Origin of the sequence: Duganella aquatilis, assembly GCF_009674565.1 — a bacterium.
GTDB lineage: Bacteria > Pseudomonadota > Gammaproteobacteria > Burkholderiales > Burkholderiaceae_D > Rugamonas > Rugamonas aquatilis.
Genome location: NZ_WKJL01000005.1, coordinates 59,151 through 74,348 on the forward strand (window position 1 = coordinate 59,151; position 15,198 = coordinate 74,348).

At 65.1% G+C, this 15,198-nt stretch carries 14 protein-coding genes and 1 pseudogene; 7 read left to right on the top strand and 8 right to left on the bottom strand.

Translation table 11 applies throughout. The annotated features are described in order from the left end of the window. Nucleotides 1–2: 2 nt before the first annotated feature. From bioA to GJ698_RS09655, 5 genes are read right to left on the bottom strand one after another with little or no spacing between them, the layout of a single operon-like run. Nucleotides 3–1,331 (bottom strand): adenosylmethionine--8-amino-7-oxononanoate transaminase, encoded by a 1,329-nt coding sequence (bioA, locus tag GJ698_RS09635; protein WP_208023800.1) that lies wholly within the window; start codon nucleotides 1,329–1,331, stop codon nucleotides 3–5. Between the two features lie 10 nt (nucleotides 1,332–1,341). Next, nucleotides 1,342–2,127, bottom strand: coding sequence for an enoyl-CoA hydratase/isomerase family protein (locus GJ698_RS09640; protein ID WP_154357407.1), 786 nt, complete (start codon nucleotides 2,125–2,127; stop codon nucleotides 1,342–1,344). A gap of 2 nt (nucleotides 2,128–2,129) precedes the next feature. Further along, nucleotides 2,130–2,906 (bottom strand): dienelactone hydrolase family protein, encoded by a 777-nt coding sequence (locus GJ698_RS09645; RefSeq protein ID WP_154357408.1) that lies wholly within the window; start codon nucleotides 2,904–2,906, stop codon nucleotides 2,130–2,132. 2 nt (nucleotides 2,907–2,908) lie between these two features. Then, nucleotides 2,909–4,516 (bottom strand): carboxyl transferase domain-containing protein, encoded by a 1,608-nt coding sequence (locus tag GJ698_RS09650; protein WP_154357409.1) that lies wholly within the window; start codon nucleotides 4,514–4,516, stop codon nucleotides 2,909–2,911. A 41-nt stretch (nucleotides 4,517–4,557) separates the two neighbouring features. Then, entirely contained in the window at nucleotides 4,558–4,992 is a 435-nt protein-coding gene (locus GJ698_RS09655) for a YchJ family protein (RefSeq protein WP_154357410.1), read from the bottom strand. Between the two features lie 169 nt (nucleotides 4,993–5,161). Here GJ698_RS09655 and GJ698_RS09660 point away from each other — a divergent pair, with 169 nt between their 5' ends. From GJ698_RS09660 to GJ698_RS09690, 7 genes are all read left to right on the top strand, one after another. Continuing rightward, complete coding sequence (locus tag GJ698_RS09660; RefSeq protein WP_154357411.1) at nucleotides 5,162–5,902, top strand: GntR family transcriptional regulator; 741 nt, start codon at nucleotides 5,162–5,164, stop codon at nucleotides 5,900–5,902. An 8-nt stretch (nucleotides 5,903–5,910) separates the two neighbouring features. Continuing rightward, complete coding sequence (gene murQ, locus GJ698_RS09665; RefSeq protein WP_154357412.1) at nucleotides 5,911–6,789, top strand: N-acetylmuramic acid 6-phosphate etherase; 879 nt, start codon at nucleotides 5,911–5,913, stop codon at nucleotides 6,787–6,789. A 75-nt stretch (nucleotides 6,790–6,864) separates the two neighbouring features. Next, the gene (locus GJ698_RS09670) at nucleotides 6,865–8,124 is read left to right on the top strand and encodes an MFS transporter (RefSeq protein ID WP_154357413.1); all 1,260 of its coding nucleotides are present in this window, start codon (nucleotides 6,865–6,867) and stop codon (nucleotides 8,122–8,124) included. Between the two features lie 32 nt (nucleotides 8,125–8,156). Further along, on the top strand, nucleotides 8,157–9,845 hold the full coding sequence (locus GJ698_RS09675; protein WP_371865220.1) for a glycoside hydrolase family 10-like protein: 1,689 nt from the start codon (nucleotides 8,157–8,159) through the stop codon (nucleotides 9,843–9,845). Between the two features lie 2 nt (nucleotides 9,846–9,847). Continuing rightward, nucleotides 9,848–10,747: an N-acetylglucosamine kinase gene (locus GJ698_RS09680; RefSeq protein ID WP_154357603.1), complete on the top strand. Its 900-nt coding sequence runs from the start codon at nucleotides 9,848–9,850 to the stop codon at nucleotides 10,745–10,747. Between the two features lie 20 nt (nucleotides 10,748–10,767). After that, the gene (locus GJ698_RS09685) at nucleotides 10,768–11,613 is read left to right on the top strand and encodes an N-acetylmuramoyl-L-alanine amidase (protein WP_154357415.1); all 846 of its coding nucleotides are present in this window, start codon (nucleotides 10,768–10,770) and stop codon (nucleotides 11,611–11,613) included. A 16-nt stretch (nucleotides 11,614–11,629) separates the two neighbouring features. Then, nucleotides 11,630–12,244: a M15 family metallopeptidase gene (locus GJ698_RS09690; protein ID WP_154357416.1), complete on the top strand. Its 615-nt coding sequence runs from the start codon at nucleotides 11,630–11,632 to the stop codon at nucleotides 12,242–12,244. On the opposite strand, the gene ampC is transcribed toward GJ698_RS09690, so the two are convergent. The 3 genes and pseudogenes from ampC to GJ698_RS31400 form a co-directional block, all read right to left on the bottom strand. Next, on the bottom strand, nucleotides 12,241–13,368 hold the full coding sequence (gene ampC, locus GJ698_RS09695; protein WP_154357604.1) for a class C beta-lactamase: 1,128 nt from the start codon (nucleotides 13,366–13,368) through the stop codon (nucleotides 12,241–12,243). The two genes, GJ698_RS09690 and ampC, sit on opposite strands and share 4 nt — an antisense overlap. 42 nt (nucleotides 13,369–13,410) lie before the next feature. Further along, nucleotides 13,411–14,208, bottom strand: a complete 798-nt coding sequence (blaOXA, locus tag GJ698_RS31395) for a class D beta-lactamase (protein ID WP_371865235.1) — start codon at nucleotides 14,206–14,208, stop codon at nucleotides 13,411–13,413. A 69-nt stretch (nucleotides 14,209–14,277) separates the two neighbouring features. Then, nucleotides 14,278–15,174 (bottom strand): annotated as a pseudogene (locus tag GJ698_RS31400) (M56 family metallopeptidase); the annotation flags it as partial. Nucleotides 15,175–15,198: the final 24 nt, after the last annotated feature.

The following is a 15,198-nucleotide window of genomic DNA, read 5'->3' on the forward strand; positions in this document are numbered from 1 at the left end:
CGTCAGCCCGCCAGCACTTTGTTGAACACCGCCAGCGTGTTGGCGGCCAGGCCGTCGATTTCCTCATCGCTGAGGATATATGGCGGCATCATGTAGACGGTGGAGCCGATGGGACGCATCAGCAGTTCGTGCTCGGTCGCGGTGGCGAAGAAGCGGCGCGAGAAGTCCTTCGGCGCGTCGATGGCGTCGAACGCCCAGATCATGCCGCGCTGGCGGAAGTTGCGCACCTGCTCGTGCTGCGCCAGCGGTTGCAGCGCGGCGGTCAGGCGCGCGGCCTTGATCTTGTTGGCGTTCAGTACATCGTCTTCTGCGAAGATCTGCAGCGTCGCCAGTGCGGCGCGGCAGGCCAGCGGATTGCCGGTGTACGAGTGCGAGTGCAGGAAGCCGCGCGTGACGTCGTTGCTGTAGAAGGCCTGGTAGATCTCGTCGCGCGTCATCACCAGCGACAGCGGCAGGTAGCCGCCGCTGATGCCTTTCGACAGGCACAGGAAGTCCGGCCACACGGCGGCCTGTTCGCAGGCGAAGAAGGTGCCGGTGCGGCCGCAGCCAACGGCGATTTCGTCGAGGATCAGGTGGACGTTGTGCTTGTCGCACAGCGCGCGCACCAGTTGCAGGTACAGCGGATCGTGCATCGCCATGCCGGTGGCGCATTGCACCAGCGGCTCGATGATGATGGCAGCGATCTTGTCGGCGCGTTCGGTGAACAGGCGCTCGACATCGGCGGCGGCGCGGCGCGCGACATCCTGCGCCGTCTCGCCGTCGGCGGCCTGACGCGCATCCGGCGACATCACGGTCTGCGAGGCGCGCAGCAGCGGGCCGTAGGCGTCCTTGAACAGTGCGACGTCGGTGACAGCCAGCGCGCCGATGGTCTCGCCGTGGTAGCTGCCCTTGAGGCAGACGAATTCCTGCTTGTCCGCGCGGCCGTTGTTGCGCCACGAGTGGAAGCTCATCTTGAGCGCGATTTCAACGGCGGAAGCTCCATCGCTGGCGTAGAAGCTGTGGCCCAGCACATGGCCGGTCAGCGCCGACAACTTCTCGGACAGTTCGATCACCGGTTCGTGCGTGAAGCCGGCCAGCATGGCGTGTTCCAGCGTATCCAGCTGGTCTTTCAGCGCGGCGTTGATGCGCGGATTGGCGTGGCCGAACAGGTTCACCCACCAGGAGCTGATCGCGTCCAGGTAGCGGCGGCCTTCATGGTCGTACAGCCACGCGCCCTTGCCCCGGCTTACCGGGATCAAAGGGACGGTTTCGTGGTGCTGCATCTGGGTGCACGGATGCCATACGCTGCGCAAGCTGCGTGCTACCCAGTCGCTTTGTGTATTCAATTCCAAAACTGCTCCATTAATTCAACCAGGCGGACTTGCGCTTCTCCAGAAACGACGCCACGCCTTCGCGCCCCTGGTCGGAGGCGCGGATTTGCGCGATGCGCTCGGCCGTATCGGCCAGCAGCGCATCGTTGACGGGTTGCCCGACCACGTCGCGCACCAGCAGTTTGGCCTGGCGCACGGCGTTCGGACTGTTATTGACCAACGCCTTGACGATCTCCGTCACCTTGGCGTCGAGCGTCTCCGTACTCACTACTTCGTGGGCGAAGCCGATGCGCAGCGCTTCCCGCGCGCCAAAACGCTCGGCGGTCAGGAAGTAGCGGCGCGAGGCGTTCTCGCCCATCGCCTTGATCACATACGGCGAAATGGTGGCCGGGATCAAACCCAGCTTCACTTCGCTCAGGCAGAAATTCGCTTCTTCCACCGCGACGATGATGTCGCACGCGGCGACGAGGCCCATGCCGCCGGCGTAGCAGTCGCCCTGCACCTTGGCCACCACCGGCTTGGGGCACAGGTAAATCGTGCGTAGCATTTCCGCCAGTTGCAGCGCGTCGGCCTGGTTCTCGGCGTGCGTGTAGCCTGCCATTTTCTTCATCCAGTTCAAATCGGCGCCGGCGCAGAAGGCCGGGCCGTTCGCCGCCAGCACAATCGCGCGCAGCGCGTCATCTTCGCCGAGTTCACTGAAGGCCTGCTTAATTTCAGTGATGGTGGTCTCGTTGAAGGCGTTGCGCACGTCCGGGCGGTTCAGCGTGACGGTGGCGACGTAGCCTTCACGGCTAATGCTCAGGGTTTCAAAAGCCATGATCAATCCTTGGAGGTGATTTCGGTCGGCATGCCGACGGATTTCAGGAAGCGTTCCGTGTCCGGCCACCAGATGGCGACGCCGTCCGGGCTGGCGCTCATGCCATGCGCGTCCTTCTTGAACGGGCCGTAGGCCACCAGCTGCGCCTTGCCGCCGGCGCCGGTGTAGGCCTTGTACATGTCGGACGCCAGCTGCGGACCGAAGTGCTTGTCGTTGGCGCCGTAGAACCAGATGCTCGGTATGGTGCTGGTCGCGCCCCACTGCCTGAAGGCCGACACCAGCGCGCCCTGCCAGTCGCAATGCGAGCGGCTGTTCACGCCGCCGGCGAAGTTGATGATGCCGCGCACGCCGTGGATCGGATGGCTGCCGGCGGCAATCGCCGTCAGGCCGCCGTGCGACTGGCCGGCGAGGATCACGTGTTCCTGATCCGCCCACGGCTGCTTCATCACATACTGCATGGCGAAGAACAGCGAGTTGGCCTGCTGCTCGCCGTTGTCCTTGGCCTCGCAATGCGAGTTGACGTAGGTGCCGCCCGAACCGGCGAAGCCCATGCGCATCGGGATCACCACCGCGTAACCGCGCTTGACGAATTCCTGGCTGATGACCGGGAAGGTGGCACGCTTCTGCAGATGGGCGTCGCCGCCGTCTTTGCCGTGGTTCATGAACAGTACGGGGAAGGGGCCGGCGCCCGGCGGCTTGTAGATGGTGGTTTGCAGCGTGATCTGCGCACCGCCGATATCGGCGGGTACGGCCACGACCTGTTCGGGCAACATCATCATGGCTACATCCGGAAGACACCGAACTTGGTGTCTTCAATTTCCGCGTTGAGCGCGGCGGACAGGCCGAGGCCCAGCACCGTGCGCGTGTCGGCTGGATCGATCACGCCGTCGTCCCACAGCCGCGCGGTGGCGTAGTAAGGGTGGCCCTGATGTTCATACTGTTCCTTGATCGGCTGCTTGAACGCGGCTTCCTCTTCCGCCGACCACGAACCGCCCTTGCCTTCGATGCCGTCGCGCTTCACTGTCGCCAGCACCGACGCCGCCTGGTCGCCGCCCATCACCGAGATGCGCGCATTCGGCCACATCCACATGAAGCGCGGCGAGAAGGCGCGGCCGCACATGCCGTAATTGCCAGCGCCGAAGCTGCCGCCGATGATGACGGTGAACTTCGGTACCGCGGCCGTCGCCACCGCCGTCACCATCTTGGCGCCGTTGCGGGCGATGCCTTCGTTTTCGTACTTGCGGCCGACCATGAAGCCGGTGATATTTTGCAGGAACACCAGCGGGATCTTGCGCTGTGCGCACAGCTCGATGAAGTGCGCGCCTTTCAGCGCCGATTCGGAGAACAGGATGCCGTTGTTGGCGATGATGCCGACCTTCATGCCGAAGATGTGGGCGAAGCCGCACACCAGCGTGGTGCCGTAGCGCGCCTTGAATTCATCGAACTCGCTGCCGTCGACGATGCGGGCGATGACTTCGCGTACATCGAACGGCTTGCGGGTATCGACCGGGATCACGCCGTACAGCTCCGACGCCGCATAGGTCGGCTCCACGGCTGCGCGCAAGGCGCCCTGCTGCGGCTTGGTGCGGTTCAGATTCGAGACGATGGTGCGCGCCAGCGACAGCGCGTGCAGGTCGTTCTGCGCCAGGTGGTCGGCCACGCCGGACAGGCGCGTATGCACATCGCCGCCGCCCAGGTCTTCCGCCGTCACCACCTCGCCGGTGGCCGCCTTCACCAGCGGCGGACCGCCGAGGAAGATGGTGCCCTGTTCCTTGACGATGATGGATTCGTCGCTCATCGCCGGCACGTAGGCGCCGCCGGCGGTGCAGGAGCCCATCACCACCGCGATCTGCGGAATGCCCTTGGCCGACAGGTTGGCCTGGTTATAGAAGATACGGCCGAAGTGGTCGCGGTCCGGGAACACGTCGTCCTGGTTCGGCAGGTTGGCGCCGCCCGAGTCCACCAGGTAGATGCACGGCAGCTTGTTCTGGTCGGCGATTTCCTGCGCGCGCAGGTGCTTCTTGACCGTCATCGGATAGTAGGTGCCGCCTTTGACGGTAGCGTCATTACAGACGATGACGCATTCCTGGCCGGCCACGCGGCCGATGCCGGTGATGATGCCGGCCGATGGCGCGGCGTCGTCATACATGGCGTAGGCCGCCATCTGCGACAGTTCGAGGAAAGGCGTGCCGGGATCGAGCAGCATCTGCACGCGGTCGCGCGGCAGCAGCTTGCCGCGCGCCACGTGCTTGGCCGAGGCCGCTTCGCCGCCGCCGAGGGCGATCTTCGCGACCTTGTCGCGCAAATCGTCGACGACGGCCTGCATGGCGGCGGCGTTGGCCTTGAAATCCTCGCTACGAGGGTTGAGCTTGCTTTCGATTTGCGGCATGGTTTTTCCTTTGCGTGTGGTCTCGCACACGTCGTAATGATTTATTCTGGAAAACTACCGTCAACGTAAAACCAGCGCAGGCCGCCTTCGGCCGGCTCGCGGACGAAATTGCTCACTTCGTGCAGACGCTGCGCCCGGCCATTGATCTTGAACCGGGCGACGAATTCCACCGTGTCCTGGGTAAGATCAGGTGCGTCTGCTTTACGTTGACGTAAACGTAAAGCAGATTTTACCTCAAGTCCCAGCCACTGTACTTTTTCCTCGTCGCTCATGATCGCTTCGGTCGGACGGGTGCTGGCGTGCCAGGTGGCCAGCAGGTAAGGCTCGTTGCGCTGGCCGTAGGCGGTATAGCGCGAGCGCATCAGTGCTTCGGCGGTTGGCGCGATGGCCGCGCCGGCTATGTAGGGGCCGCAGCAAGTGGCAAGCGAAGGGCCGCCACAGGGGCAGCCGGCGGGCGCGGTGGACTTCTTGGACATGGGCGGAAACAGTCTGGGCTGGTGGTGCAAACCCCGCATTATCCGCCAAATAGGCGCATTCCGCCGGGTCCGGAGTTACGCTACTTGTAGAAATATTGTTGCTTCATACCTTGGAAGGCGTACACCGTTTACCGCATCGCTATTACACTAGCGGAGTGAGGAGAATTGAATGAGCCAGACCAGTTTTGAATTCAAGGCGGATGCCAACGACAGTTCGCCGTTGTACATGCAAATTGCCCGTAAATTGAGCGACGATGTGCTCAATGGCCGCTATCAGGTGGATCAGGCGCTGCCGTCGGAACGGACCTTGTCGGAACTGTTAAACGTTTCGCGGGTTACTGCGCGCAAGGCGATCGACCAGCTGGTGGACCAGGGATTGGTGGTGCGCCGCCGCGGATCGGGCAATTATATTGCGCCGCGCATCGAGCAGCCGCTGTCCAACCTCACCAGTTTTTCGGAGCAATTGCAGCAGCGCGGCCACATTCCGGGATCGCGCTGGCTCAAGCGAGCGATTGTTACACCAACGCCGGAAGAACAACTGAGCCTGGGCCTGTCGCCGTATTCCAAGGTGGCGCGGCTGGAGCGTCTGCGCCTGGCCGACGACGTGGTGATGGCGTACGAGGTGTCGGTGCTGCCGCAGACGGTGCTGAACGACCCTAACGCGGTGGGCAACTCGCTGTACCAGTATCTGGACAGCATCAACAAGGCGCCGGCGCGGGCCTTGCAGCACATCCGCGCGATGAATGCGTCGGCCGACCTGGCGGCGCAGCTGGGCGTGCCCGAGGGGCAGGCGGTGCTGTACATTACCCGGATCGCCTACCTGGATTCGGGCGAGGCGATGGAGCTGACCCATTCGTATTGCCATAGCGACCATTATGATTTCGTGGCGGAGATGCGTCGCGCCAACTGAGTCTGCCCATGCTCAAGACTGAACGCCCGAGTACTCAGCACAGCCAACTGGACCTTTACTCGGTGGAGGAGCTGGTCGATGTGCTGGTGGACGACCAGGCGCTGGCGGCGCAGGCCGTTAAGGCGGCCTCTTCCAGCATCAGCGCGGCCGTGACGGCGATGGCGTCGCGCATCGCGGCGGGTGGCCGGCTGGTGTACGTGGGCGCCGGCACCTCCGGGCGGCTGGGCATATTGGACAGCGTCGAACTGCCGCCAACCTTTTCCTGGCCGCCGGAGCGGGCGATGTCCTTGCTGGCCGGCGGTCTGGGGGCGATGTTCCAGGCGGTGGAAGGCGCGGAGGACGACCGCAACAAGGGCGCCGCCGATCTGCGGCTGCTCTATCCCAATTTCAACGATGTGATCCTGCTGTTGGCCGCCTCGGGCACTACGCCGTATGTGCTGGGTGCGCTGCAGGCGGCGCGCACGGTGGGCGCGCTGACGATCGGCATCGCCAACAATCCCGGTACGCCGCTGATGGTGGGCGCCGACATCGGCATCTGCCTGGACACCGGCGCGGAAGTCATCTCCGGCAGCACGCGCCTGAAAGCGGGCACGGCGCAAAAAATCGCGCTGAACACGCTGAGCAGCGCGCTGATGGTGCGGCTGAACAAAGTCTACGGTAACCTGATGGTGGACCTGCAAGCGACCAACGCCAAGCTGATCGAACGCGCCGTCCGCCTGACCGTGCACGCCACCGGCGCCGACGCCGAAGCCGCGCGCCAGGCGCTGGAGCAATGCCAATACCAGGTCAAAGTCGCCATCATCATGCTGAAAAAAAGCCAGACCGCCGCCGACGCCCAAGCCCTGCTCGACCACCACACCGGCAACCTCCGCGCCGCCCTGAAATAAATCCGGGGTCAGTTCTGCCAATCGCACACGAGCTCATGTACCAATGGCAGAACTGACCCCGGAGTGAAAGGTTTTATGAAGCAACAACGTAGTGCGTGGACCTGGGTGCCGAGTGTGTCGTTTGGACAGGGGGTGCCGTATGTCGCGGTGATGATGCTGTCGACGGTGATGTACAAGAATCTCGGCATTTCGAACGCTGATCTGGCGTTTTATACGGCCTGGCTGTATCTGCCGTGGGTGGTGAAGCCGTTGTGGTCGCCCATCGTGGAGCTGTTCGGCACCAAGCGGCGCTGGACGGTGTTGATGCAGCTGGTCGGCGGCGCCGGCCTGGCGGCGGTGGCGCTGACCTTGCATGCGCCGGATTTCTTCCGCTGGACCCTCGTCATCTTTTGGCTGATGGCGTTTTCTTCCGCCACGCACGATATCGCTTCCGATGGCTTTTACATGCTGGGCTTGCCGACCCAGCGTCAGCAGGCGGCCTTCGTCGGCGTGCGCAGCGCGTTCTACAAGCTGGCGATGATCAGTGGGCAAGGCGGGCTGGTGTATCTGGCCGGCGAGCTGATGAAGTCTACCGGCGATCCGGTCCACGCCTGGTCGGCGGTGTTTGCGCTGATGGCGGCGCTGTTCCTGGCGCTGTGCGCCTATCACCAGCTCATGCTGCCGCGCCCGGAGGCGGACCGGCGCCACGTCACCGGCGCGCTGTGGCAGGACTTTGTCCACACTTTCCGCAGCTTTTTCCAGAAGCCGGAGATCGTCACCACGCTCGGCTTCCTGCTGCTGTACCGCCTCGGCGAGGCGCAATTGCTGAAGATGGCGGCGCCCTTCCTGCTCGATCCGCGCGCCAAGGGCGGTCTCGGCCTCAGCACTTCGGATTTCGGCCTGGTCTACGGCACCATCGGCGTGTGCGCGCTGGTGCTGGGCGGGCTGGCCGGCGGCGTGGCGGTGTCGCGCTTCGGCCTCAAGCGCGCGCTGCTGCCGATGGTGTGCATCATGCACGTGCCGGACCTGGTGTTTGTCTACCTGGCCACGGCGTTGCCGGACAATCTGATGCTGGTGTCGCTGTGCCTGGCGGTGGAGCAATTCGGCTACGGTTTCGGCTTTGCCGCCTTCATGCTGTACATGGTGCTGGTGGCCGACGGCGAGCATAAGACCGCGCATTACGCCATGTGCACCGGCTTCATGGCCCTCGGCATGATGTTGCCGGGCATGGTCAGCGGCTGGATACAGCAGCAGCTTGGTTATCAACATTTCTTCATCTGGGCCTGTATTTCGACCTTGCCGGCCTTTGTGATGGCCGTCCGGGTGCGCATTCCTGCTGAATTCGGTCGTGAATAGCCATTACAATACGTTCTCAACTGATGCGGAGAGTGGTTTTGGTTTTTAATGCGAAGAAGCGGCTGACCTTGTCGGTCGGTGTGGCGGCTGGCGTGGCGGCGCTGCTTGAGGGATGTTCCAGTACGCCGTCCGCGCCGGCGCCCGACGCCGGCACGGCGTCCGCGCGTCCGCCGGAACCATCGCCACGGCCGACGCCTGGCGGTCCGGTCGCGGCTGCCGCGCCGTCCGATCCCAACATGCCGCCGCCGGCGCCGCGCGAATTCCGCGCCGCCTGGGTGTCCACCGTGGCCAATATCGACTGGCCCAGCCGCAGCAACCTGACGACGGCCAAGCAGCAAACCGAAGCCCTCGCCATCCTCGATCGCGCGCGGGCCATGAATTTGAACGCCATCGTGCTGCAGGTGCGCCCGAGCGCCGATGCGATTTATCCGTCCGAGCTGGAACCGTGGTCGGAATTCCTCACCGGCCAGCAGGGCCGCGCACCGGCGCAGCCGTGGGATCCGCTGCAGTTCTGGATCGAGCAGGCGCACGCGCGCGGACTGGAACTGCATGCGTGGTTCAATCCCTACCGCGCGCGCCATGCGACGGCCAAGTCGCCGCTGGCCGCCAACCATATCGGCCGCACGAAGCCGGAGGTGGTCAAGCCTTACGGCCGCTATCTGTGGATGGATCCGGGCGAAGCCGCCGCCTCGCAGCACACGCTGGATGTGGTGCTGGACGTGGTGCGCCGCTACGATATCGACGGCGTGCATATCGACGACTACTTCTATCCATATCCGATCGATACGCCGAATGCGGCCGGGCCGGAAGGCGTGGCGCTGGACGGCGGCGTCGGCGCCAAGCAGGAACTGGAGTTCCCGGACCAGCTGTCGTGGCAGCGCTATCTGCTGGCCGGCGGCACGCTGGACCGCGCGCACTGGCGCCGCCAGAACGTCAACTCGCTGATCGAGGCGATGTACCTCGGCATCCGCAAGGAGAAGTCGTGGGTGCGTTTCGGTATCAGCCCGTTCGGCATCGGCCGCCCGGATCGCCGGCCGGCCGGCATCATCGGTTTCAGCCAGTACGACAAGCTGTATGCGGATGCGGAACTGTGGCTGGCCAACGGCTGGCTCGATTACCTGGCGCCGCAGCTGTATTGGCCGGTGGCGCAGGCGCCGCAGGCCTTCGATGTGCTGCTCGATTACTGGCTGGCGCAGAACACGCGCGGCCGCCACGTCTGGCCCGGCCTGTACACCAGCCGCATCGACAACAGCATCAAGGCCTTCGCGCCGGAGGAAATCGTCAAGCAGATCGGCGTCACGCGCAGCCGCAGCGGCGTGCGCGGCCACCTGCACTTCTCGATCGCGGCGCTGATGGAAAACCGCAAGGGCATCACCGATCAGCTGAAAACGCAGTCGTATCAAACCGCCGCGTTGACGCCGCCGACGCCGTGGCTGGGCGCCGATGCGCCGGCCGCGCCGCAGGCGGCCACGCGGCGCGAGGGCAATGGCGTGGCGCTCAAGCTGTCCGCCAGCGCCGGCAAGCCGGTGGCGCATTATGCGATCTGGTCGCGCTACGGCGCCGAGTGGCGCTTCGCGGTGGCGCCGGCATCGCGTCCGGTGCTGCTGCTGGCCGACGATGCGGCGGGCGGCGCGGCGCAGGCCGTGGTGGTCAGCGCGGTCGACCGGCTGGGCAATGAAAGCGAACGTATTAACGTCTATAACGTGAACCTACGGAGCTGATGATGAGCGATCTCGGTCTGGGCATCGATGCAGGTGGCACGCAAACCCGCTGGGCGCTGGCCGATGCGGCGGGCGCCATTGTGGCCGAGGGCAGCGTCGGCGGCATGTCGGCCACGCAGATGGGCAGTACCGCCGGCCGCGATGCGGTGCGCGGCATCTTCGCCATGCTGGCCACGCAGGTGCTGGCGGCCGGGCAGCCGGTACGCGTCTGCGCCGGCCTGACTGGTTTTGACGGCGTCGGCACGCAAGCCACGCAGCTGCTGGCGGAGGTGCTGAAGCTGGCGCCATCGGCCATCAGCATGCGCAACGACGTGGAGATTGCCTACCTGGACAGCTACGCGCCGGGCGAAGGCTATCTGGTCTACGCCGGCACCGGCTCCATCGCCGCGTGGATCGACACCGACGGCCAGTTCCACCGCGCCGGCGGCCGTGGCGTCACGCTGGATGATGGCGGCGGCGGTTTCTGGATCGCGCGCGAAGCCATGCGTCACATCTGGCGCCTGGAGGACGAGCATCCTGGCGTGTGGCAGCAATCGGCCATGGCGCGCGCGGTGTTTGCGCAGATCGGCGGCAGCGACTGGGCCTTGTCGCGCCAGTTCATCTACGGCCAGGATCGCGGCGCCATCGGCAGTCTGGCGCTGGCTGTCGCCGCCAGTGCCGATGCCGATCCGGTGGCGCGCGCCATACTCGAACAGGCGGGCCGCGAACTGGCGCGCATCGCGCTGGCGCTGGTGGGCCGCTACGGTGCGCGGCCGATTGCGCTGGGCGGACGTGCGGCGCATCTGCATCCGCTGATCGCGCAGAGCATGCGCGCGGCGCTGCCGGCCGAGCTGTCGCTGACGCCGCGCCACACGCTGGCGCACCACGCGGCGGCGCGGATTGCTCTACACTCCCATCATTGAATCGATTGCCGAGGCTACCCATGAAGATTGTTCCGCTGCTTGCCCTGACTGCCTTGGTGGCTGGTTGCGCCACGGCGCCACCGCCGGCCGCGCCGCGCTTCGACCATTCGCAGACCGCGCGCGGACAGAGCGATCGCATCAAGTACATCATCGTTCACTACACGGTGAGCGACACGCCGCGTTCCGTCAAGACGCTGACCACCACCGACGTCAGCGCGCATTATCTGCTGACCGATACGGAGCCGCCGTTCTTCTACACGCTGGTGGACGAGTCGCGCCAGTCGAACCACGCGGGCTACAGCAGCTGGAAGATCTACAACCAGCTCAACTCCGCGTCGATCGGCATCGAGATCGTCAATCCGGGCTTCAAGGAGACGCCGGAGGGCCGCGTGTATGCGCCGTTCAAGCAGGCGCAGATCGATCAGCTGATTTTGCTGTTGAAGGATATCGTCAAGCGCCACAATATCGCGCCGGGAAATATCCTCGGCCACAACGAGATCGCGCCGCAGCGCAAGCAGGATCCGGGGCCGCTGTTCCCGTGGAAGCAGCTGGCCGATGCCGGCCTGATTCCGTGGCCGGAACCGAGCCGCGTGGCTGCGCGCCTGCCGGGCTTCCAGGAACAGCTGCCGGAGGTGACGTGGTTCCAGCGCAAGCTGGCGGACCATGGTTACGCCGTGCCGCAGAATGGCGAGCTGGATCAGGCTACGCGCAATGTGATCTCGGTGTTCCAGACCAAGTACCGCCCGGCGCTGTATGACGGCACGCCGGATGCGGAAACCGCCGCGCTGCTGGATGTGCTGACCACGCCGATTCCGGCCTTGCCGGCTGCGCCGGCGACACCAGCGCCGGCCGCTCCCGCCGAGTAGCAGCACACCGACCGCCATGAACGCGCCGACCGTCCCCTGCGAAGCGATCCACGGCCATCCTGATTTCCGCCGGCTGGACAGCATCGCAGGCATCGCGGTCGACCTGCGCTACGCCACGGCCGACAATTTCGTCGGCCGCGATCTGTACTCTCCGCTGGATTGCCACTGGCTGCACAAGCATGCTGCCGCCGCGCTGGAACAATCGGTCGCCTGGCTGGCCGCGCACAAGCCGGAATACACGCTGCTGGTGCTGGACGCCCTGCGTCCGCAACGCGTGCAGGAGCAGCTGTGGACCACACTGCAAGGCACCGATCTGCTGGCCTACATCGCCGAGCCGGCGCGCGGCTCGATCCACTCCTTCGGCATGGCGCTCGATCTCACGCTGCTGGATGCGCAAGGCCGTGAACTCGACATGGGCACCGGCTTCGACGACATGAGCGAACGCTCGCATCCCGCGCTGGAAGCCGACATGCTGGCCGCCGGCGAACTGAGCGCGCAGCACCTGGACAACCGCCGCTGGCTGCGCGACGCCATGCTGCACAACGGCTGGCATGGCATCAACACCGAATGGTGGCACTTCGATTGCGGCGACCGTCTGCACGTGCGCCGCCACTACATGCGCGTGCTTTAGTTCTTCTCCAGCTGCGCCATGATCTCCTGCGCCGCCTTGACGCGCGCCGGGATCGGATAGTTTTTGTTCGCCAGGATGACGATGCCGATTTTCTTCTCCGGCACAAACGCCACGTAAGCGCCAAAGCCGCCGGTGGCGCCGGTCTTGTTGTACCAGGTGTTGTCCGAGGCCGGCTTAGGTGGCGTCAGCAGTTTCACCGGATTGGCTTCGCGGCTCATCTTGTTGGAATTGCCGGCCTGTAGCATTTCCGGCGACACCGGATATGGATACTGCTCCCAGCCCAGTCCCTGCACCATGCCGCCGATCTGATAGTAGCCCACATGCGTGCCTTCGATGGCACGGCGCAGCGTCGCATCCAGATGTCCAGGATCGATATTCGCCTGCACGTAGCGGATCATGTCCGACACGCTGGAACGTACGCCGTAGGTCTGCGCCGAGAACAGCTCGGGGCCCATGCGCACCGCCTTGTTCTCCTGGTTGTAGCCCCAGGCGTAGTTGCCGACCGCGTTTTGCGGCATGCGGATGTAGGTGCCGTTCATGCCCAGCTTGGGCAGGATATCCTTTTCCAGCACATCTTCCGGATTGCTCTTCAGCGCCAGGCCGGCCAGGTAGCCGAACATGCCCAGGCTTGGATTGGAATACTCGCGGATCTTGCCCGGCGCCGCCTTCGGCTTGAACTTGCCGTAGTAGGCCAGCATGCCGGCTTCGTCGTCGGTCACGCTGTCCGGGAATTGCAGCGGCAGGCCGCCGGCGGTGTAGGTGCCGAAGTTGAGCACCGTGGCCTTGTCGAGCGCCGTGCCTTTCAGCTTCGGCACGTAGCGGCTTGGATGATCGTCCAGCGACAGCTTGCCCTGCACCAGCGCATACGAAGCCACGGTGGCGGTAAAGGTCTTGCTGACCGAGCCCAGTTCGAACAGCGTCGTCTCGCTCACCGGCGTGCCGGTTTCCTTCGAAGCGAGGCCATAGCTGAAGAACGCAGGCTTGCCGTTGACCGTGACGGCGACGGCGATGCCCGGCACGTCGTACTCCTTCATGATCGGCTTGATGGCCTGATCGACTACCGTTTGCAGGTCGGCGGCGCCGGCGACGGATGTGCAGCAGCATGCTGCGATGGCATAGGCCATGCGGCTCAGTGTAGACAAGATGTCTCCTTGGGTGGGTGGTGGTTAAAGCGTGTCGAGTTGCGTGGCGACGTCGCGCAGGAAGGCTTGCCTGGTGCGCAGGCCGGCGTAGGCTTCCTGTCGGTGGTCCAGCACCATGCGGGCGAACACGATGGTGCGCGTGCCCTTGGTGGCCCAGCCGACGTACCAGCCGTACTGGCGGGTGTTGTCGTCGCGGCCGTCGGCCAGCACCGGAGAGGCGGTGCCGGTTTTGCCGGAAATGGTCCAGCCGTTGTCCAGCGCTTGCGGATTCAGGATGCGGGCCGTCATCTCGTAGGCGTGGGCCGATACCGGCAACTGGCGGTTGACGATCTTGCACAGGAAGTCGACCTGCTCGTCCGGCGAAATCGCCAGCGAGGAGGCGATCCACGACTGCATCAGGCCATTGTGCTTGCCGGCGTCGCCGGAGACGTCGCGGTTGCCGTAGCCGAAGCTGTCGATGTAACGCTGGAAGCGCGCTTCACCCAGTTTGGTGGTGACCTGCTGCGCGTACCAGACGTTGGAGTATTTGATCCAGCTGGTGGGATCGGTGTCGACGCGCCACTCGCTGTTCCAGCTGGTGTAGGACGGCTTGTAGGGCAGCAGCGGCGTGTGTTCGTCGATCAGGTGGCCGCTGTCATAGCCCATCAGGCTGACGACGATGTTGAAGGTGGATGCCGGCGTGGCGCGCGCATCGCACTGGCCGTCGTGGCGCAGGCGCTGGCCGGTGGCGGCGTCCATCAGGGTGGTGCAGGACAGCAGCGTGGGGCTTTGCGACGCCAGCGACGGTTGCAGCGCCAAGCTGGTCGCCAGCACGGCGGCCAGGCCGGCCAGCGTGGCGATGCGCACCCATGGTCCCTGCGGCGCCTTGTCCGGATTGCGGATCAGCGCGATGCGGTCGGCCAGCGTGGCCGGTGTGACGTTGCCGAAGGCGAGCGCGGTGGATATCGGCGCCTGCTGCAGCTTCAGTTGCGCCACCAGCGCCGCGGCGTAGGCCTTGCGCTGCGCTTGCGGACGGCCTTGCAGCACTTCGCGGTCGCAGCCCAGTTCCTGCGCCCACGAGAGCTGGGTGCGCAGCAGCCGCATGAAGGGATTAAACCAGAGCAGCGTTTGCAGCACGATGCCGGCGCTGGCCCATTGCAGGTCGTTGCGGCGCCAGTGCGTCAGTTCGTGTTCGAGGATCATCTGGCGCTGGTCGGCATCGAAAGCGCGCAGGTGCAGCGGCAGCAGCAGGCGTGGGCGGAACAGGCCAAACAACATGGGAGAAATCGGCGCGTCGACTTCGATGGTGTCGACCGGGGCGACGCCGCTCTTGTTGCCGGCGACGGCCAGCGCATGCAGTGCGCGGCGCGTGTGCAGCAGCTGGAGCAGCGTGTAGGCCAGTCCCAACGCGTACAGCAGCAGCCAGCCTTGCGCGGCCCAGGCAAGATAGGTTTGCGGCGTGGTGGCGACCGCAGGCGCTGGCGTGACGGCGGCCGGCGTTGCGACGTCGTTGCCAGTGCGCGGAGCGGCGGCTGGCGTGGAGAAGCTTTCGATGTCGATCGGCGGCAGCATGCGCAGGCGTTCGCTCTGCGGCAGCAGGATCAGCAGGAAGGCCAGCACCACCGTGCATTGTCCCAGCAGCCACACCGAACGCTGCGCGGCGACGCCAGGCAGCCAGTGCCGGCACAGCGCTGTCACCGTCCACACGCCCAGGCCGGCGGCCACGCAGCCGCCGCTGGCCAGCGCAAAGCGCAGGGCTAGCGGCTCAAAACCGGCAAGGGTGGCGAAGATAGACAAGGCAAGCTCCATGTGCGACTGTTGCCACCATTATGC